Here is a 19,521-nt window from a genome sequence, read left to right on the forward strand (position 1 = left end):
CGTGGGGTGCGAGGGGCCACCCCCTCCGACTCCCCGGGATATTTACAGCCAGATGAAGGGCGGATCCGCGCCTTTCGGAAAGGAAGACGAAATGTACAATTTCGAGTTTGAGAAGCCCTCGACCATCGCTGATGCGGTGGCTGCGTTAGGGTCTGAAGATGCGCAGGCGCTGGGGGGTGGGCAGACGCTGATTCCGACCCTCAAACAGCGGTTGGCTGCGCCGTCCAAACTGGTGTCGATGAGCGGGATTGCCGAGATGCAGGGGGTTTGCATCGAGGATGACGGCTCGGTCGCTATTGGCGGGGCGACACCGCATGCGGTGGTGGCGCGCGAGGCTGCGGGAAACTATCCGGCGTTGGCGGCGCTGGCGGGTCAGATCGGTGATCCGGCGGTGCGAAATCGTGGCACGCTTGGAGGATCGATTGCAAATAACGACCCGGCGGCGTGTTATCCGGCTGGTGTATTGGGATCGGGTGCAACGGTTGTGACCAATACGCGCCAGATCGCGGCGGATGATTTCTTTGACGGTATGTTCAGCACGGCGCTGGATGAGGGTGAGATCATCACATCGGTCCGGTTCCCGGTGCCACAGGCGGCGAGTTATCAGAAGTTCCTGCAACCTGCCTCGCGCTTTGCTCTGGTCGGTGTGTTTGTGGCGCGGTTCTCGGATGGTGTCCGTGTTGCCATAACTGGGGCCAGCGAGGATGGTGTGTTCCGGTGGTACGAGGCCGAGGCGGCACTGAACACTGCATTCCGTCCGGATGCGTTGATGGATCTGAAGGTCAATCCGATGAACATGATTGCCGATCTGCATGGCAGCAAGGAATACCGGGCGCATCTGGTTGGGGTGATGACAAAGCGGGCCGTTGAAGCCTGTATGTGAAGCGGGCAGATTTTTCTGGAAAGCCCCGGCCTGTGCGCCGGGGCTTTTTATGTGCTGCGTATTCTGGGCAGTTTCGGGGCCTGCCAATAGGCGCCTGTATCCTCGCGAGCCTTTTCATAGGCTTCGACCCGGCGGCGGGCGTCCTCGCCACCTGCGGCGAAGAGATGGCTGAGAAGGCATTCCAGCACGGCCATGGCCCCGGAAAAGCTGGAGAAATGGTGCATGGACCGCGTGCTGATCTGTAAGCTGACATCGGGTCGCAATCCCGGCGCGATCACGTCGCTGTCCGAGATCAGGATGATCCGGACCCCTTTGTCTGCCGCAAAGCGCATGGTGCGGATGGTTTCTGCCGAATAGGGCCGCACGGTCATGGCCAGCAGGCAATCGTTGCTGTCCGCGTCCAGCAGATCGTCAGTGGCAGAGCCCATGTGCCGTGGCACCAGTTGCAGGCCGGGATGCGCCATGCGGCCCGCGTAGTGGAAATAGTAAGCCAGGGCGTAACTGGCCCGCGTCGCGGTGATGAAACAGCGCTGCGCGTTCAGAATAAGGTTGGTCGCGTCCTTGACGTCTCCGGGGTCCATCAACCGCAGTGATCTTGTAGCCACATTTAACTCGTTGCGGGCGAAATCGGCCTGGGCTGCGCTGAACGGTCCGTCTGCCCCTTGGCGTGACAGCCAGTCCTGATGCAGGCGGTCCTCTCCGTCCGTGACCAGAGCTTGCCGGAACGGGTGGCGGAAGGCGTCGTAGCCGTCAAACCCCATACGCTGGGCAAGGCGCACAAGGACGTTTGAACTGACGCCGATCTTCTCGGCTGTGACGCGGATCGGGTCGAGGCCAAAGTCGCCGGGATGGTCGATCACGTATTTGGCCGCCGCCTGCAATTGCGCCGGCATGTGGTCGATCTCGTGTCTGAGAGCGTTGGTCAATTGGTTGAGGGTGTCGGTCATGGTGTGAAAGAAAACATATGTTTTTAAATTTTCCAATTGAAAACGTCCGGGGCATGGATAGATCGGCTTTGTGTTTAACGGAGCAACCGATGACCGACCTGCCTGACAAACCTTACATCCTCGTCGCACCCAATGGCGCGCGGCGCGGGCATGTGGATCACCCGCACCTGCCAGTTACACTGAAAGAGACGGTCCAAACCGCGCGGGCGTGTCGTGAGGCTGGGGCAGATGGCTTGCATCTTCATATTCGGGATGCGCACGGGCAACATTCGCTGGATGCAGGGCGGTATCTCGAAGCCGTCGCGGAACTGAAAAAGCAGGTGCCCGATCTTGACATTCAGATCACGACCGAGGCTGCGGGCATTTATGGCGTCGATGCCCAGTATGGGTGTTTGCGACAGGTGCGGCCCGGTTGGGCATCGGTCTCGGTGCGTGAGATCGCGCGGGCGCCCGAGATGGCGGATCGTGTCTATGGGCTGTGTCAAGATCAGGGGACGCGCGTTCAGCATATTCTGTATGATGCTGAGGATGCGGCATTGCTGACCGAATGGCAGCGCGCAGGCATTGTCCGGGACGGGCAGGAGGATCGCCTTTTGGTGCTGGGACGCTATTCGACCGGTCAGGTGTCGTCGCCCGAAGATCTTGATCAGTTCCCGCAGGATCGCTCACCTTGGATGGTGTGCGCCTTTGGGCCGCGTGAACATGCGTGCTTGCATAAGGCCGCGCAGCGCGGCGGTGATCTGCGGGTCGGGTTCGAAAACAGCCTGACGAATTCTGACGGTCAGCCATGGGCTGACAATGCGGCGTCGGTTGCGGCGCTGGTGTCTTTGATCAAGGGAGTTTCGAAATGAGCCATGTTTTTCCGCGCCACACCAAGGCTGCTCTTCCCGTCGCGGCGGGGGGCGAGGGGTGTTACCTGATTGATGCCGATGGCAAACGCTATCTGGATTGTGGCGATGCGGCGGTGTCCTGTTTGGGGCATTCCAATCCTGCCGTTATCGAAGCGGTTCAAAAGCAGGTCGAACAGATTGCCTTTGCGCATAGCGGGTTCATGACCTCGGAACCTGCCGAGGCGCTGGCGGATTTGCTGATCGAGCATGCTCCGGGTGATCTGGATCGGGTGTATTTTGTCTCGGGCGGGTCCGAAGCGACCGAGGCCGCGATCAAGCTGGCCCGGCAATACTACCTTGAGATCGGCCAGCCCGAGCGCCGCCACGTGATCGCACGGCGGCAAAGCTATCACGGCAATACGCTAGGGGCTTTGTCGGCGGGCGGCAATGCCTGGCGGCGGGCACAATTTGCGCCGATGCTGATCGAGATGACCCATATCGCGCCCTGCTATGAATATGCCGAGAAGCCCGAGGGTGAGAGCAGTTTTGACTACGGCCAACGTGTCGCCAATGAGTTGGAGGCCGAGATTCTGCGGCTTGGTCCCGAAACGGTCATGGCGTTCATGGCCGAGCCGGTTGTCGGGGCGACGCTGGGCGCTGTTCCGGCGGTGGACGGGTATTTCAAGCGCATTCGTGAAATCTGCGATCAGTACGGTGTGCTGTTGATCCTGGATGAGGTCATGTGCGGCATGGGGCGGACCGGGCATCTGTTTGCCTGCGATCATGACGGGGCGGCACCTGATATTCTATGTATCGCCAAAGGGTTAGGGGCTGGCTATCAACCGATTGGCGCGATGCTGTGCACGGGCAGGATCTATGAGGCCATTCAGAACGGCTCTGGCTTCTTTCAGCACGGGCATACCTATATCGGCCATCCGGTGGCCACGGCGGCGGCTTTGGCGGTTGTTAGCGAACTGACCGGGCGAGATCTTCCCGCGCGCGCCGGTGTGATGGGTGAGAAACTGCAATCGGCGCTGGAAGCTGCCTTTGGCCAGCACCCGAATGTGGGCGATATTCGCGGGCGTGGCCTGTTCCGGGGGATCGAACTGGTTGCGGATCGGGACAGCAAGACCCCGTTCGATCCGGCGCATGGTGTGGCCGGAAAGATCAAGAAGGCGGCAATGGCCGAGGGGCTGATCTGCTACCCGATGTCGGGAACCCGCGACGGCAAGAACGGCGATCACATCCTGCTGGCACCGCCCTTCATCATCGAAGAGCCGCAGATTGACGAGTTGGTTTCAAAACTGGCGAAAGCCATCGATGCGACGCTTCCGGTCTGAAAAAGGGGTCAGAGGGCCGTGTTCTGCATGGCCTTCTGATAATGCGCGTTGAATGCCATGATCGGATGCTCTGACTGAGACGAGCAGGCATTGTCCACCACCAGTGCGCCGTGACCGATGGCACCGCTTTCCAATCCGCGTTGCACCGAATCCACAATCGGGCCGTCCTCGGCAAAGGTGGTGGTGCGGTGTTGCAGGATGATCTCGCGCTCGACCGTGTTGGGGGTGGCGTCGGGCAGCCACCAGTCGACCTCGATCTTGGTGGAGTTTACGCTCAGCGGTTTCCAGCGATAGGTGTTCACGATGCCACCGGGATAGACCTGCAGCGCGAACAGGGGAAAGAACCACCAGGTCAAGAATTTGTCCGTGCGCGCAGCGGGGTCCGCCACATACTCATAGGATTTCTGGGAATCCGGCCGGGCCGGGCTGGCGTGGCGAATGCCGTAATCGTGACCGCGCGTCTGGTATTGATCCGGGTCGACAACGCCTGTGGTCAGGGTCTTGTGCACGACGGCGCAGTGGTAGCATTCGTTGAAATTCTCGGCCACGACCTTCCAGTTCGCACTGGCCAAGCGTTCCGTGCGATCGGCGCGCTGGTAGGTGGGCAGGTTGGGGGCATAGTCCGAAATCTCGCCAAGCGCCTCCTGTGCCAGTTCGGCCATCGGGCGTGCATCCGCATCCAGATTGACCAGGATCAGCCCAAAAAAGACCTCAATCCGCACCGGGCGCAGTTTGTACTGGCTTTTGTCGAACCCGGGAAAGGCAGTGGCATTTGGGGCGGCGCGCAGCTGACCGGTCGTGTCGTAGGTCCAGGCGTGATAGGGGCAGGTCATCTTTTTGGCGCAGCCCTTGCCATTTTGCAATTCATGCCCGCGATGCACGCAGACATTGTAGAAAGCGCGGATTTCACCATCCTGACCCCGGACCACAATCACCGAGATGCCGCTGATATCCTCGACTACGTAATCCCCAAGGTTGGGCAGGTCGGTTACATGGCCAACCAGTTGCCACGCGCGTCTGAATATGCGGCTGCGTTCGGTGGCAAACACGGCCTCGTCGCAATAGGCCTGCGATGGAAGCGACTGATAAACGCCGCCGGCAAAAGACATTTCACCCATCGTAGCCTCCCAAGGATCCGTCGCATTCGGATTGAGCCAAACCCCGATCCACATCTTTCCGGATTGCGCCAAGGCGGCGTCGAAATCAGAGCGTCTGAAATCGACCAGTTGTCGCTTTCCGGCTTTCAGCATGTGCGGATTATCTCGATGGGATGCAAATCGCGTTCTATGACGTTCAGGTGAACGAAAAAACCCTGCCAGATCGTCTCTGACAGGGTTCGAATTGGGATTGCTTGCAGGGACTATTTCTGCGGTAGCGGGCCGATCATCATGATCATCTGACGGCCTTCCATCTTCGGCATGTTCTCGACCTTGCCGATATCCTTGATGTCTTCGGCAACGCGTTCCAGCAGTTCACGCCCCAGGTTCTGGTGCGCCATCTCACGACCGCGGAACCGCAGGGTGACTTTGACCTTGTCGCCCTTTTCCAGAAACTTGAAGACGTTCTTCATCTTGACGTCATAATCATGCGTGTCGGTGTTGGGCCGGAACTTGACCTCTTTCACCTCGATGATCTTTTGTTTCTTGCGGGCCTCGGCTTCGCGCTTTTGCGTTTCGTACTTGTACTTGCCAAAGTCCATAATCTTGCAGACCGGCGGATTCGCGTTGGGCGAGATCTCGACCAGATCGAGGCCGGCATCGGCGGCAAGTTGCATGGCTTTGGCGGGATGAACCACCCCGACATTTTCACCTTCAGCACCAATCAGGCGGATTTCGGGGGCACGGATTTTGTCGTTGACGCGCGGTCCGGTATCTCTTTGCGGCGGCGCGTTGTGGGGTCTGCGAGCTATGGGTTCATTCCTTTGATGATTGCAGAATTTCGAGCCCGGAATTTAGACCGGGCCGGGCAGCGTTTCAAGCAGCATAAACGCCTGTAAGTCGGAAATTCCCGTGAATTATCGCGGGAATCGGCTGGCCGGGTCAGGAAAGGCCCAGCCAGCCGTGTCGATCAGCCGACAAATGCCTTTTCGATCACGAATTCCTTGGGTTCCGAGTTTGCGCCCTCGCGCAGGCCGAACTCTTCCAGGATTTCCTTGATGTCCAGGTTGAAGGCCAGCGAGCCGCAGACCATCGCGCGGTCGGTTTCGGGCTTGATGCCGCCTTCGATGCCCAGATCGGCAAACACGGTGCCGTCTTTCAGCAGTTCCGTAATGCGGCCCATCTTGGGGCTCTCTTCCCGCGTTGTTGTCGGGTAGTAGCGGATCTTGTCGGCAAAGCCTTCGCCCATCAGTTCGGCCAGCAATTCGTCCTGACGAATGCTTTCAATCAGCTGGCGGCCATATTCCAACTCGGCCACTTCGCGGCAGGTGTGGGTGATGATGACCTCATCATAGTCCTCATAGGTCTGCGGCTCGCGCAGCAGCGAGGCAAATGGCGCAAAGCCGGTGCCGGTGGCAAAGAACCACAGACGTTTGCCGGGCAGCAGGGCATCATGCACCAGCGTGCCGACGGGCTTGGGCCGCAGGATGATCTGATCGCCGGGTTTGATATGCTGCAGCTTCGAGGTCAGCGGGCCGTCCTGCACCTTGATCGAGTAAAACTCCAGCTCTTCATCCCACGAAGGCGAAGCAATCGAATAGGCGCGCAGCAGAGGTTTCTGACGCCCGGTTTTGGGGTCGGGGTCGCCCATCAGGCCGATCATCACAAACTCGCCCGAGCGGAACCGCAGCGTCGCAGGGCGCGACACTTTGAACGAGAACAGGCTGTCGGTCCAATGCTTCACATCGGTCACAGTCTGCGCGTCGGGCAGTACGGGGGCCTTTACGGCGGTTGCTTCACTCACGGGTTTCATCTCTGTCATCGTTTCACTGCCGGTGAGGTAAACCGACATCTCCGTTTAATCTTTGATCCAAGTCAGGAAAAGGGGACAGTTTGCCCCCTTCCTTCACAAGCTGGCGATGGCGGTCTTAGCCGCGCAGGCGGGCCTGGTAGTTGTTCTCTTTCCAGTCGGCGCGGGCCAGCCACTGATCTTCGGGCTGACGGGTCGCCAAGGCGTTGTCGATTTCAACCTCGTCAAACCCGCTGCGGCGGGCCATGGCGTATTGGTCGGCCAGAACGTGCCCCTTGGCGCGCAGACGGCCGGTAAAGCCTTTCAGGCGCAGCACGCGCGCGATGGTGAACCCACGCCCATCCGCCGAGGACGGAAAGTCCACGCGTACCATTTTTGCGCTGCCCAAACGGTCAATCAGCTCATCCGGGTCGGTGTCCGAGGCCACATCCAGCGCCACAACATCATTCGCGGCGTCTTCCAGGGTCACAAAGCCGTCGGTCCAGTCGTCGGGGGCGAACCCCTCATCCGTTACGATTACGTTCATGTTTTCTCTCCGGCGCGCACCATCTTGCCGTCGACAAAATGGATGCCGCATTCTTCCTTGTTCTGGTCGCGCCAGCGCCCGGCGCGGGGGTCTTCGCCCTCTTTGACCGGCGAGGTGCAGGGCGCACAGCCGATCGATGGGTATCCTTTGGCCACCAGCGGATGCCGGGGCAGGTTGTTTTCTTCCATATAGGCGCGCACATCTTCGGGCGCCCAATGGGCCAGCGGGTTCACCTTGATCCGGCCTGTTCCGTCCTCGACCTCGAAGAAATCGAGCGCGGCGCGGGTACCGGACTGGAATCTCTTGCGCCCGGTAATCCAGCCGCAATACCCGGTCAATGCCTGTTGCAGCGGGAAGGTCTTGCGCAGGTTGCAGCACGCATCCGTATCCCGCAGGCGCAGCGCGCCATAGGGGTCTTCCCGCTGAATCTCCTGATCATCCGCGCGGATGATCTGAACGTTTTTCAGGCCCAGACGCTCGCTGACCTCCTGCTGGTATTCCAGCGTTTCGGTGAACAGCATCTGCGTATCCACAAACAGCACAGGGGTCATCTTGTCGACCACCGCCGCCATATGCAGCAGCACCACCGATTCCGCCCCAAAGCTTGAGACCAGAGCAAGCTCGTCGATCTCTTCGATTGCGCCATGCATGACATCATGGGCGCTGTGGTGGCGGAACCGGTTGTTCAGCGCGTCAACCTTGTCGGTCAGTTCGCGCCTGTCTGCACCCAGTTCCGTCTGGATAAGGTCAAGCGGCATTCGCCTGAGCCTCGGGGTAGAGGGCCGCCTTGAACGGAGCCATACCGACGCGGCGATATGTTTCCAGGAAGGTTTCTTCGGCGCTCTCACGCTGGTTCAGATAGGTGTCCACGATGCGTTCGACCGCTGGCACGATCTCGTCATAGGCAAAGCCCGGACCGGTGCGGTCGCCAACGGCGGCCGTTTCGGTCGCGTCACCACCCAGCGTGATCTGGTAGTTTTCGACGCCAGCGCGGTCCAGACCAAGGATGCCGATATGGCCCACATGGTGGTGACCACATGCGTTGATGCAGCCCGAGATCTTGATCTTCAGGTGGCCAATATCGTGCTCCAGCTTCAGCTCGTCAAAACGGGTCGCGATTTCCTGCGCAACCGGGATCGAACGGGCCGTCGCCAGCGCGCAGTAATCCATGCCGGGGCAGGCGATGATGTCGCTGATCAGGCCGATGTTGGCGGTGGCCAGTTCGTATTCCTTCAGCTTCGCGTGGATCGCAGGCAGGTCCGATTTATGGACATGCGGCAGGATCACATTCTGCTCATGGCTGATGCGCAGCTCGTCATAGGCGAACTCTTCGGCCAGATCGGCCATTACGCGCATCTGCTCGGCAGTCGCATCGCCCGGAGTGGCGCCGTGCTTTTTGATCGAGATCGTGACAATCGCGTGGTCCGCGTTCTTGTGCGGTGCGATGTTTGTGTCGACCCACGAGCGGAAGACCGGATCGTTGGTATAGGCGCTTTCGAACGACGCAACCGAACCTTCGCGGAAGGCAGGGGCAGCAAAGTGGCCCTTGATCTCGTCCAGCAGGTTCATGTCGGCGCCTTTGAACTGCGGGCGGACCTGCAGGAAGCGCTCGTTCACCTTGGCGCGGATGGCGTCGATGCCATGCTCATGCACGGTGATCTTGATACGCGCCTTGTACTTGTTGTCGCGGCGACCGATCTGGTTCCAAACGGATACGGTGGCTTCGAGGTAAGCCAGCAGGTCGTCAAAGGCGACGAATTCCGACAGTTCCTTGCCGATCATCGGCGTACGGCCCAGACCGCCGCCCACGATGACGCGAGCACCCAGAATGCCGTCACGTTCAACCAGTTGCAGGCCGATGTCATGCGCCTTGATCACAGCGCGGTCATTCTCGGACCCGGTGATAGCGATCTTGAACTTGCGCGGCATGAACTGGAACTCGGGGTGGTCGGTCGACCACTGGCGCAGCAGTTCTGCATAGGGGCGCGGGTCGGCGATTTCGTCCGCGGCGGCACCGGCGAAATGGTCGGCGGTCACGTTGCGGATCGTGTTGCCCGAGGTCTGAATGGCGTGCATCCCAACTTCGGCCAGCGCGTCCAGCATATCCGGCACGTCATTCAGTTTCGGCCAGTTATACTGGATGTTCTGACGGGTGGTGAAATGGCCATAGCCCTTGTCCCACTTCTCGGCCAGCAAGGCCAGTTGGCGCATCTGCGCGCTGTTCAGGGTGCCATAGGGAATGGCGACCCGCAGCATATAGGCGTGCAGCTGCAGATACAGGCCGTTCATCAGGCGCAGGGGTTTGAATTCATCTTCGGTCAGCGAGCCGTCAATACGACGCTCGACCTGCGCGCGGAACTGTTTGTTGCGCTCTGCCAGGAATGCTGTGTCGAACTCGGAGTAGCGATACATATCTAGCTGTCCTTAGTTGCAGCCCCGAACTTTGGGGCCTTTGGGGAGAGGAAGAGGGGCCGGAAGTCAGGCCCGGGGCTGCGTTTCAGTTTCCTGCTTGCCATGGGCATAGTTCGAGGGCCCGGTGCGGCGGAACTCCTCGCGGAAATGGGTGGGTTCGGGGCCGTGTGCGCCAGCGGCTGCATCGGCAAGATAGGCACCAACGATCTTGTTGGCCTGTCGGGCGGCGTCCAGCAGACGGACCTGCGCATGGGCTTCATCAGTGATCAGCTCGGCCTCGGACAGATCGCGCGACCAGCGGTCATCCTCGGTCTGGTAGATCACGTCGCCTTCCAGCAGGTCATTTGCAGTGACAACTTTAGGGGTAAAAGCGCGGGCCATCAGGCAAGCTCCTTATTGAATTCGGTCAGGGCCTCGGCCGCTTGGCGCGGGGCAAGGCCATAGAATGTCAGAACCGGGCCGTCCATTTCGGCGGCACTCAGGTCGGTGGGCAGTTGATCGAGCGTGCTTGCCACAATGCGCTGATCCAGGCGCGAGGCGTTTTCGATCAGTGTTACGGGGGTGGCGCGATCAGCACCGTGCATGATCAGGCGACCCTGGATGAAACGGGCGGATTTCTTGCCCATGTAAATCGCGGCAACCGATCCCTCGCGCGCCAGAGCGGTCCAATCGTGATCGGCGAAACCCTTCATGTCATGCCCGGTCAGAAACCGGACCGAGGAATTGCGCCCACGCCGGGTCAGGCTTTGACCGATGCCCGCAACGGCTGCAGAGGCCGCAGTGATGCCGGGAACGATGCGCCACGAGATACCAGCAGCCTCAACCGCTTCGATTTCCTCGTCCAGCCGCCCAAACACGGTGGGGTCGCCGGATTTCAGACGCACAACGCGGTTGCCTTTCAGGGCATAATCGACCAGCAGTGCGTCAATATCGGCTTGCTTCCATGACGGGCCGAACCCAGCCTTGCCAACATCCACCAGATGCGCGCTTTGCCCGGCAAGGGTCAGGACGTCTTCGCCGATGAGACGGTCATGCAGAACGACATCCGCGCGCTCAAAGGCTTTCAGGGCCTTGAGCGTCAGCAATTCCGGATCACCGGGACCAGCGCCGACAAAGTCGACATGTCCTGTGCGTCCTGTTTCGTTCGTAAGCTGCATCAGATCGTCCAGAGCTTGGTTTGACTTGCCCTACAATATAGGAAATATTCCCACCAAACCGCCATATCGCGGAATAAATAAGAACGTGCGTCTTCTTAAGCGACCTGTTTGGGACGAGCGTTTCGAAACTGAAGGAAAAATGGAATGTCGGTGCGGATAGACGATACGGATCGGAAAATTCTGGCTGAGCTGCAGCGCGATGCCAGCCAGTCGCTGGACGAAATAGCAGCCCGGGTCGGCAGTTCCAAGACCCCGGTTTGGAATCGAATCCGCAAGCTCAAAAGCGCCGGAATCATTGGTCAGCAAACGGTATTGCTGGACGCCGAAGCGCTGGGGTTCGAGGCCACTTTTTTTGTTCTGATCCGCACATCCGAGCACGAAGCCGACTGGCAGCGTAAGTTCCTGAAAGCCCTTCGGGATCAACCCGAAGTGCAAGAGGCACACCGACTGGCAGGGGACATCGACTATATTCTGAAAGTACGGGTTAAAAATGCCCGCGCCTATGATCAGTTTTACCAGTCTCTGATATCAGAGGTTCGTGTCCACAACGTCACCGCATTGCTGTCAATGGAAGAGATCAAGTCCACGACCATGCTTCCCTTGAACGCCTTGGCCAGCACCTAAGGGGGTTGGGGGCGCTGCCCCCGCCGCCCCTGTCGGGGCGACTCCCCCGGGATATTTCCAGCCAGATGAACAGGGGATCCAGACTTCATCTGGCTAAAAATATCCCCGCCGGAGGCATCGCGCGGAACGCGCGATTTGATTTTAGGCTTTAGGCCAGAACCATTAGGTGTTCAAGGCCGTGAAAATGGTAGCTGTCCGAGTATGTTGGCGGCTCGGTCAGGTGCAGATTGGGGCATCTGTCGAACAGGATGGGCAGAGCGATGCGCATCTCGAGCCGGGCCAGGGGCGCGCCAACGCAAAAGTGCAGGCCGCCGCCAAAGCTTGAGTTTGTTTTGACCGGACGCTTTGGATTGAAGATATGCGGGTCCGGCCATGCCTCGGGGTCCCGGTTGGCGGCACCCAGCAACAGCGCAACCTGATCGCCGCGTTTGAAGGAATGGCCAAAAACCTCAACCTCTTCATAGGCATAGCGGGTGAACATATGCAGGGGCGGATCGAAGCGCAGGATCTCCTCCACAGTGCCATCGATTGCATCCGGCCCGAGGGTACTGCTGCCCAGACCGCATTGAAGAAGGGTTTTTACACCATTCCCAAGTGAGTGGACCGTCGCCTCATGCCCTGCATTGAGCAGTAAGATGCAGGTGGCGATCAGTTCATCGGTTGACAGCCTGTCGCCTTCTTCTTCTGCCGCAATCAGGCGGGTGATCAGGTCGTCACGCGGGTCGGTGCGTCGTTGTTGGATGTAACCGTCTAGAAAGGCGGTGAAATCCTGTGCGGATTGCGCTGCGTTCTGTTCAGTCTCTGACGTGCGGCTTGCCTGATACATCGCGACCATGTCGTGGGACCATCTGAGCAGGTCGGGGGACATGCTTTCGGGCACCCCCAGCAGGCGGCAGATCGTTATGACAGGAACTTGCGTGCAATAGGCATCCAGTAAGTCGAAGGGCCGGTCCGGAAACTGATCAATCAAGTCATGGCACAGGGTTTCGATCGACGGGGCCAAGGCGGCAATGGCGCGCGAGGTGAAGGCCCGTGTGACCAAAGCCCTCAGCCGCGTGTGGCGGGGTGGTTCAGTCTCAAGCAGCGAATGAGCCTCGACCGCCAGCCACGGGGCCAGGTGATCCGGGCCGGGTTTTGCAAGCTCAGCAGGGATTTCGCGACCAAAGCGGCGGTCGCGCAACAGCGCGTGGACCGCCTTGTGCGAAACGGCGGCGACCATGTTGTAGTCGCTCCAATAAACCAGATCTCCATGCGCGCGGGCTGTGTCATAGAACGGATAGGGGTCCTGAACGAAACCCGGATCGGTCGGAGATTGAGAGACGGTCTTCATGCGGCGCAGACTTGCCATCAGGCGGCGTGAATGCAAGACCCTATGTCATGCAAAGGTTTTGGGTCATTTGCGGTTTCCTGATCGCGGTCGGTTTATTGTCGGCAGGTGTCTGGTCCTACGGGTATCGGCAGGCGCTGTCGCAGCTGAGTGAAAAGGCCGAAGCCGATCTGGAGCTTGCCGCCGACCGGCTGAGCACTCAGATGCAGGTCTATCAGGAGCTTGCGGTTCTGATGGCAGGTCACCCGACGCTGGCCGCGCTGGAAACGTCCCAGCAGCAGCAAGAGGCGCGCAAGGTGCTATTGGATGTGGCCGACAAGACAGCTGCGGTCAACATGATGTATCTGGATCGAACTGGCCGCGTTCTGGCCTCGGCCCAGCCAGTTGCGCAACGCAGCATGGCGGGGCATCCCGCGTTTGAGCGTGCATTGCAGGGCGCGATGGGCAGTGCGCATGGTGTCGAAACCGAAAGCGGAAACAGGATCTATTCCTACGCGGCCCCGGCTTTTGGTCCAGCCGGACAGGTCGTAGGGGCCTTGATGGTGTTCGCAGATGTTCAGGATGTCGAACAGACCTGGCGCGGCAGTACCGAAGCGGTTTTCTTTGTTGATCACAACGGCGTCGTCTTTATCTCGAACCGGTCCGATCTGTTGTTCTGGTACCGCGCCGACGGGCAGCGGGGGTTGACGCCGCCCGAGGGCGCGCCAGTCGATTTTGCCTCGTCCTGGGTTGGCGGGCACGAGTTATGGCGGTTGAACTGGGGCCGTTACCTGCCGCAGCACGCGCTGCATCTGACGCTTGATCTGCCGGTGATCGACATGACCGCCGAGGTGCTGGTGGATGTGGCCCCGGCGCGGCGGTTGGCCGGGTTGCAGGCGGCGGCCGTGGCCGCGATCTGTCTGGCCTTTGGCGCCTTGCTGTTTCTGGCCACCGAGCGGCGGCGGACCTTGGCCGAAGCCAATGCCGTGCTTGAAGGCCGCGTGGCAAAGCGAACACGGGACCTGACGACAGCCAACACGGCCCTGCGGCGCGAAGTGGCCGAGCGGCAGGAGGCGGAAGCCGCCTTGAAGCAAGCTCAGGCGGATTTGGTGCAGGCCGGTAAGCTAAGCGCATTGGGTCAGATGTCGGCGGGCATCAGTCACGAATTGAACCAGCCCTTGATGGCCATTCAACAGTTCGCCGACAATGGTGCAGCCTTCATGGAGCGGGGGCAGGGTGAAAAGGCCGGAAAAAACCTTGGCCGTATCTCGGAAATGGCCGCGCGCATGGCGCGGATCATCAAGAACCTGAGGGCCTTTGCGCGCAACGAAAGCGAGCCTATGGGCAAGGTCGATCTGGTTCAGGTGATCCAATCGGCGATTGAACTGACAGAGGCAAGATTGCGTGAAGAAGGGGTAACGTTGGACTGGACCCCACCGACCCATCCGGTGAATGCGTGGGGCGGTGAGGTTCGTTTGGCGCAGGTCTTTGTGAACCTGATCAACAACGCCATCGACGCGATGAGCGGGCAGGCAGACAAGCGTATCTTGATCGAGATTGGAACCGGAGATCGCGTTGTTGTGGCGATACGCGACAGCGGGCCGGGTATCGAAGACCCCGACAAATTGTTCGAGCCGTTTTATACCACCAAATCCGTCGGCTCGTCCGAAGGCATGGGGCTGGGCCTGTCGATTTCTTACGGGCTGGTGCAGAGTTTTGGCGGCAATATTCGCGGTGCGAACGCCGAAAACGGCGCGGTATTCACTGTCGAGCTTGAGTATTTCAGAGAGGAAGAGGTTGCATGACACGCAGGGTCCTTCTGGTCGATGACGATGCCGCCGTGCGTGAGGCGCTGGCGCAGACTTTGGAACTGGCCGAATTCACGCCGGTTCCGGCAGGATCCTTTGTTGCGGCAAAGGATCATATCCGGGCGGATTTTCCCGGTGTCATCGTCTCGGACATTCGGATGCCGGGGCGTGACGGTTTTCATCTTCTGACCTATGCGCGCGATGTGGACCCCGAACTGCCGGTGATTCTGTTGACCGGTGAGGGGGATATTCCGATGGCGGTGCAGGCCATGGGGCAGGGGGCGTTTGATTTTCTGGAAAAGCCCTGCGCGGCCTCGGATCTGCTGGTGGTGCTTGAACGCGCTTTTGCGCAGCGGTCGCAGGTCATGGAAAAGCGTGCACTGAAGTCCGAGCTTGAGCGCGGCGATCCCGCAGCGCGTTTGTTGTTCGGCCTGTCACCACAGGCCGAGGCGTTGCGCGAGCGGGTGCGAAACGTTGCCCCAACCGGGGCCGAGGTTTTGGTGACAGGGCCGCCGGGCAGCGGGGTGTCCAAGGTGGCCGAAGTTGTGCATCTGATGTCTCCTGTTGCACAGGGTCCCTTTGTGAAGCGCGCGGGATCCGCGTTGACTGCTGAGGAGCTACTGCAAGGGTGCGAGGATGCTGCGGGCGGGTCCTTGTTTCTGGATGAGATCTCGGCAATGCCGCAGGCCACGCAATATGCGGCTCTGGAACGGATTGAACAGGGTACGGATGCCCGGATCCTTGCGGGAACAACAGCGGATCTGGCTGCGCTGTCGGACGAGGGGCGTTTCAACGCCGATCTGTTCTATCGTCTGGACGTGATGCAGGTGCGCATTCCGTCTCTGGCCGAGCGACCCGAGGATATCCCGGTCATCTTTCGTCACTATGTGGCGCAAGCCGCCGAACAGGCCGGTATCCCCGAGCCCGAGATCACCTCGGACCATCTGGCGTCGTTGATGGCGCGCGATTGGCCGGGGAATGCACGGTCGTTGATGTCTGCAGCGATGCGATTTGTGTTGGGCATGCCCGAGGATGTCGCTCAGGCCGCGGAACTTGGGTTGAGCGATCAGATGGCGCGGGTCGAACGGTCGTTGTTGATTGCGGCTTTGGGGCGGCACAATGGCAAAGCCTCGAACGCGGCAAAGGCACTGAAACTGCCGCGCAAGACGTTCTATGACAAGCTGGCGCGGTATCAGATCCGCCCCGAGGATTATCGCAGATAAGCAGACACTCCCGCCAGCTTTGCCCGCATTTTCATCCGGTCAAAGCTGTTGGGCCGGGCAGCCCGCTGGCGCGGGCTGCGGTGGGTGTGATGGGGCAAAGGGATTGATTCTGGACCGGTGATTCGAAAACCGTGCGGATTTCCGCACATCTTGGTTTTCCGCTGTGCGGATTTCCGCACACCCTTGGCTGGGTGATAAAATACGTGCCTGAAAGGTATAATTTAAGTATCGGTTATTATTATATAAATAACGACCCTTCATCCCCGGAATCAAAACGTTGTGCGGTAAGATTTGATTCGCTTCACTGCCCGGCATGCGGTGCCCCTGTGGCATCTGATGGAATGTTTTGAAGTCTGGGAGGAGAACAGATGAGAGTTTTGACAACAGCCGCGACGGCTCTGGCATTGGCGGTAACCGCCTCGGCGGGTATTGCGGCGTGCGACGACGGTGAAATCGTCGTCAAGTTCGCGCATGTGACGAACACCGACAAGCATCCGAAAGGTATCGCTGCCTCGCTGCTGGAACAGCGTGTAAATGACGAGATGAACGGCGTGATGTGTATGGAGGTCTATCCGAACTCGACCCTCTACAATGACGACAAGGTGCTTGAGGCGATGCTGCAAGGCGACGTGCAACTGGCCGCGCCGTCGCTGTCGAAGTTTGAGAAGTTCACCAAACAGTTCCGCCTGTTCGACCTGCCGTTCATGTTCAAGAACATCGATGCCGTGGACGCGTTCCAGGCCTCGGCCGATGGTCAGGCGATGAAGGACAGCATGCAGCGCCGTGGCCTGCAGGGGTTGGCCTTCTGGCACAATGGCATGAAGCAGATGTCGGCGAACAAGCCGCTGGTTGATCCGTCGGATGCGGATGGTCTGAAATTCCGGGTGCAGTCCTCGGACGTGCTGGTTGCGCAGATGGAAGCGATCGGTGGCAGCCCGCAGAAGATGGCGTTCTCGGAAGTCTATGGCGCGCTGCAACAGGGCGTTGTGGACGGGCAGGAAAACACCTGGTCGAACATCTACGGCAAGAAGTTCTTCGAGGTGCAGGACGGCATTACCGAGACCAATCACGGCATCATCGATTATCTGGTCGTGACCTCGGTGGATTGGCTGGACAGCCTGGACCCCGAGGTGCGTGACCAGTTCATGACCATCATGGACGAAGTGACCGAAACCCGGAACAAGGAAGCCTTTGCCGTGAATGAAGCAGCCAAAGCGTCGATCACCGACGCGGGTGGTATCATTCGTGAACTGAACCCCGAACAGCGTCAGGCCTGGGTTGATGCGATGAAGCCCGTCTGGGATCAGTTCGCCGGTGACGTGGGGCAGGACAAGATCGACGCCGCACAGGCCATCAACGCCGGGTTCTGATCCGGTCAGGCCGCGCGTCCGGGGACTGGGGAGTTAACGACGCGCGGCCTTGGCGGGCCGCTTCAAAGGCCCGCCGCAAGTTACTCTCATCACGAAAAATGCGGGGACAGAAAGATGTCTGGTGCGAAATCCGGCCCGGCTGGGCTGGTCGACCATATCGAAGAGACCGTGATTGCATTGCTGCTGGGCCTGATGACGGCCGTGACCTTTGCCAATGTGATCGCCCGGTTCTTTTTTAACTCGAACATTCTTTGGGCGCTGGAACTGACGGTGTTCATGTTCGGCTGGCTTGTGCTGCTGGGCGCGTCATATGCGGTCAAGAAACACGCTCATCTGGGGGTCGATGCGATCCTGAACATGCTGGCCCCCGCGCCGCGTCGGATCCTGGCGCTGATCGCCGTGGCCTGTTGTCTGGTGTTCTCGCTGCTGTTGCTCAAGGGTGCCTATGATTACTGGGCGGTATTTGCTGACCTGCCGCCCACATCGGGTCGCTGGTTCCCGACCGGGTTCAATTTCGACGCCCGCAGCCAGAGTTTCTATGAAGTTGACGATATTCCGATGATCGCACCGCTGCGGTTCCTGGAAGACCTGATCAACTATGGCGAATATTACGAGAAACTGCCCAAGGTCGTTCCGTATTTCATCCTGCCTTTGTCGATGCTGCTGCTGGTGATCCGCTTTGCGCAGGTTGCCCTGCAGATTTGGCGCGGTGAAACGGACCGTCTGGTCGCCAGCCACGAGGTTGAGGACGAGATCGAAGAAGTGCGCGCGCAGCAGGGAGGACATGACTGATGGACGTTGTACTTCTTTTCTCGATGGTCATCGGCCTGCTGCTGATCGGGGTTCCGATTGCGGTGGCGCTTGGCCTCAGTTCGACCCTGTTCCTGCTGATTTATTCCGACAGTTCGCTGGCTTCGGTCGCGGGCACGCTGTTCGAGGCGTTCGAGGGGCACTTTACCCTGCTGGCGATCCCGTTCTTCATTCTTGCCTCGTCCTTCATGACCACGGGTGGGGTGGCACGGAGGATCATCCGGTTCTCGATTGCATGCGTGGGGCATCTGCCCGGTGGTCTGGCGATTGCGGGCGTGTTTGCCTGTATGCTGTTTGCTGCGTTGTCCGGGTCGTCCCCGGCGACCGTTGTGGCCATCGGCTCCATTGTCATCGCCGGGATGCGTCAGGTGGGTTATTCCAAGGAATTCGCCGCCGGTGTGATCTGTAACGCGGGGACGTTGGGCATCCTGATCCCGCCCTCGATCGTGATGGTTGTCTACGCGGCAGCCGTCGAGGTCTCGGTCGGGCGGATGTTTCTGGCGGGTGTCATTCCGGGCCTGATGGCCGGTCTGATGCTGATGATCACCATTTACGTTATGGCCAAGGTGAAGAACCTGCCCAAAGGTGACTGGAAGGGTTGGGGCGAGATTTTCACCTCGGCGCGCGAGGCCGGTTGGGGATTGTTCCTGATCGTGATCATCCTCGGCGGCATCTACGGTGGTATCTTTACACCAACCGAGGCCGCAGCGGTGGCCGCTGTTTACGCCTTCCTGATTGCCAGCTTTGTCTACAAGGACATGGGGCCGCTCAGTACGGAAGAGGGGACGGCGAATATTCCACTGTTCAAGAAACCGCATGCGCTGGTCACCGCGTTCTTTCACCCTGACACCAAGCATACGCTGTTCGAGGCTGGTAAACTGACCGTCACGCTGTTGTTCGTGATCGCCAACGCGCTGATCCTGAAACATGTGCTGACCGACGAGCAGGTCCCACAGCATATTGCCGAGGCGATGTTGTCTGCCGGTCTGGGTCCGGTGACCTTCCTGATCGTAGTCAACGTGATCCTGCTGATCGGTGGTCAGTTCATGGAACCTTCGGGGCTACTGGTCATTGTCGCCCCGCTGGTGTTTCCGATTGCGATCGAGCTGGGCATCGATCCGATCCATCTGGGCATCATCATGGTGGTGAACATGGAAATCGGGATGATCACGCCTCCGGTTGGGTTGAACCTGTTCGTGACGTCCGGCGTGGCAGGCATGCCGATGATGAGCGTCGTGCGGGCTGCATTGCCGTTCCTGGCGGTGCTGTTCGTCTTCCTGATCATGGTGACGTATATCCCGTGGATTTCGACCTTCCTGCCGAACTCGGTCATGGGGCCGGAGATCATAACAAACTAGCGATTTGGTGGCCGGGCGGC

Annotated in this window: 19 protein-coding genes; 9 read left to right on the forward strand and 10 right to left on the reverse strand. The window is 59.6% G+C overall.

Annotated elements, in window-relative coordinates:
* The first annotated feature begins 91 nt into the window (after positions 1-91).
* Positions 92-883: an FAD binding domain-containing protein gene (locus tag ACR0C9_RS05150; protein WP_170450992.1), complete on the forward strand. Its 792-nt coding sequence runs from the start codon at positions 92-94 to the stop codon at positions 881-883.
* Positions 884-930: 47 nt separating this feature from the next.
* Here ACR0C9_RS05150 and ACR0C9_RS05155 read toward each other — a convergent pair whose 3' ends face one another.
* Entirely contained in the window at positions 931-1,830 is a 900-nt protein-coding gene (locus tag ACR0C9_RS05155) for a MurR/RpiR family transcriptional regulator (protein ID WP_170621730.1), read from the reverse strand.
* A gap of 89 nt (positions 1,831-1,919) precedes the next feature.
* Between ACR0C9_RS05155 and ACR0C9_RS05160 the strand changes: the two genes are divergently transcribed.
* The gene (locus ACR0C9_RS05160; RefSeq protein WP_480780534.1) at positions 1,920-2,681 is read left to right on the forward strand and encodes a beta-keto acid cleavage family enzyme; all 762 of its coding nucleotides are present in this window, start codon (positions 1,920-1,922) and stop codon (positions 2,679-2,681) included.
* Positions 2,678-4,000: an aspartate aminotransferase family protein gene (locus ACR0C9_RS05165; protein WP_480780535.1), complete on the forward strand. Its 1,323-nt coding sequence runs from the start codon at positions 2,678-2,680 to the stop codon at positions 3,998-4,000. Before ACR0C9_RS05160 ends, ACR0C9_RS05165 begins: the two co-directional genes overlap by 4 nt.
* A gap of 8 nt (positions 4,001-4,008) precedes the next feature.
* Here ACR0C9_RS05165 and ACR0C9_RS05170 read toward each other — a convergent pair whose 3' ends face one another.
* From ACR0C9_RS05170 to cobA, 8 genes are all read right to left on the reverse strand, one after another.
* On the reverse strand, positions 4,009-5,250 hold the full coding sequence (locus ACR0C9_RS05170; protein WP_480780536.1) for an aromatic ring-hydroxylating oxygenase subunit alpha: 1,242 nt from the start codon (positions 5,248-5,250) through the stop codon (positions 4,009-4,011).
* Between the two features lie 110 nt (positions 5,251-5,360).
* Entirely contained in the window at positions 5,361-5,951 is a 591-nt protein-coding gene (gene infC, locus ACR0C9_RS05175) for a translation initiation factor IF-3 (RefSeq protein ID WP_480626269.1), read from the reverse strand.
* A gap of 116 nt (positions 5,952-6,067) precedes the next feature.
* Positions 6,068-6,919, reverse strand: coding sequence for a ferredoxin--NADP reductase (locus ACR0C9_RS05180; RefSeq protein WP_170450982.1), 852 nt, complete (start codon positions 6,917-6,919; stop codon positions 6,068-6,070).
* 106 nt (positions 6,920-7,025) lie between these two features.
* Positions 7,026-7,433: a DUF934 domain-containing protein gene (locus tag ACR0C9_RS05185; RefSeq protein ID WP_170450979.1), complete on the reverse strand. Its 408-nt coding sequence runs from the start codon at positions 7,431-7,433 to the stop codon at positions 7,026-7,028.
* Complete coding sequence (locus ACR0C9_RS05190) at positions 7,430-8,191, reverse strand: phosphoadenylyl-sulfate reductase (protein WP_170450977.1); 762 nt, start codon at positions 8,189-8,191, stop codon at positions 7,430-7,432. The genes ACR0C9_RS05185 and ACR0C9_RS05190 overlap by 4 nt, the downstream gene beginning before the upstream one ends.
* Positions 8,181-9,845 (reverse strand): nitrite/sulfite reductase, encoded by a 1,665-nt coding sequence (locus ACR0C9_RS05195; RefSeq protein WP_480780537.1) that lies wholly within the window; start codon positions 9,843-9,845, stop codon positions 8,181-8,183. Before ACR0C9_RS05195 ends, ACR0C9_RS05190 begins: the two co-directional genes overlap by 11 nt.
* Positions 9,846-9,911: 66 nt before the next feature.
* Positions 9,912-10,226, reverse strand: a complete 315-nt coding sequence (locus ACR0C9_RS05200; RefSeq protein ID WP_170518300.1) for a DUF2849 domain-containing protein — start codon at positions 10,224-10,226, stop codon at positions 9,912-9,914.
* Positions 10,226-11,002, reverse strand: a complete 777-nt coding sequence (cobA, locus tag ACR0C9_RS05205; protein ID WP_480780538.1) for a uroporphyrinogen-III C-methyltransferase — start codon at positions 11,000-11,002, stop codon at positions 10,226-10,228. Before cobA ends, ACR0C9_RS05200 begins: the two co-directional genes overlap by 1 nt.
* Positions 11,003-11,146: 144 nt before the next feature.
* Between cobA and ACR0C9_RS05210 the strand changes: the two genes are divergently transcribed.
* Positions 11,147-11,626 (forward strand): Lrp/AsnC family transcriptional regulator, encoded by a 480-nt coding sequence (locus tag ACR0C9_RS05210; RefSeq protein WP_170518306.1) that lies wholly within the window; start codon positions 11,147-11,149, stop codon positions 11,624-11,626.
* Between the two features lie 148 nt (positions 11,627-11,774).
* On the opposite strand, the gene ACR0C9_RS05215 is transcribed toward ACR0C9_RS05210, so the two are convergent.
* Complete coding sequence (locus tag ACR0C9_RS05215) at positions 11,775-12,956, reverse strand: cytochrome P450 (protein WP_170453043.1); 1,182 nt, start codon at positions 12,954-12,956, stop codon at positions 11,775-11,777.
* Positions 12,957-13,003: 47 nt separating this feature from the next.
* Here ACR0C9_RS05215 and ACR0C9_RS05220 point away from each other — a divergent pair, with 47 nt between their 5' ends.
* The 5 genes from ACR0C9_RS05220 to ACR0C9_RS05240 all read left to right on the forward strand — a co-directional run bounded on the left by ACR0C9_RS05220 (position 13,004) and on the right by ACR0C9_RS05240 (position 19,501).
* Entirely contained in the window at positions 13,004-14,737 is a 1,734-nt protein-coding gene (locus ACR0C9_RS05220; RefSeq protein WP_170450966.1) for an ATP-binding protein, read from the forward strand.
* On the forward strand, positions 14,734-15,963 hold the full coding sequence (locus ACR0C9_RS05225; RefSeq protein ID WP_170450964.1) for a sigma-54-dependent transcriptional regulator: 1,230 nt from the start codon (positions 14,734-14,736) through the stop codon (positions 15,961-15,963). The genes ACR0C9_RS05220 and ACR0C9_RS05225 overlap by 4 nt, the downstream gene beginning before the upstream one ends.
* Positions 15,964-16,331: 368 nt before the next feature.
* Complete coding sequence (locus ACR0C9_RS05230) at positions 16,332-17,333, forward strand: DctP family TRAP transporter solute-binding subunit (RefSeq protein ID WP_170621739.1); 1,002 nt, start codon at positions 16,332-16,334, stop codon at positions 17,331-17,333.
* A gap of 114 nt (positions 17,334-17,447) precedes the next feature.
* Entirely contained in the window at positions 17,448-18,125 is a 678-nt protein-coding gene (locus tag ACR0C9_RS05235; RefSeq protein ID WP_170450960.1) for a TRAP transporter small permease, read from the forward strand.
* The gene (locus tag ACR0C9_RS05240) at positions 18,125-19,501 is read left to right on the forward strand and encodes a TRAP transporter large permease (RefSeq protein ID WP_170450958.1); all 1,377 of its coding nucleotides are present in this window, start codon (positions 18,125-18,127) and stop codon (positions 19,499-19,501) included. Before ACR0C9_RS05235 ends, ACR0C9_RS05240 begins: the two co-directional genes overlap by 1 nt.
* The last annotated feature ends 20 nt before the right edge of the window (positions 19,502-19,521 follow it).

Source organism: Ruegeria sp. C12, assembly GCF_056537745.1.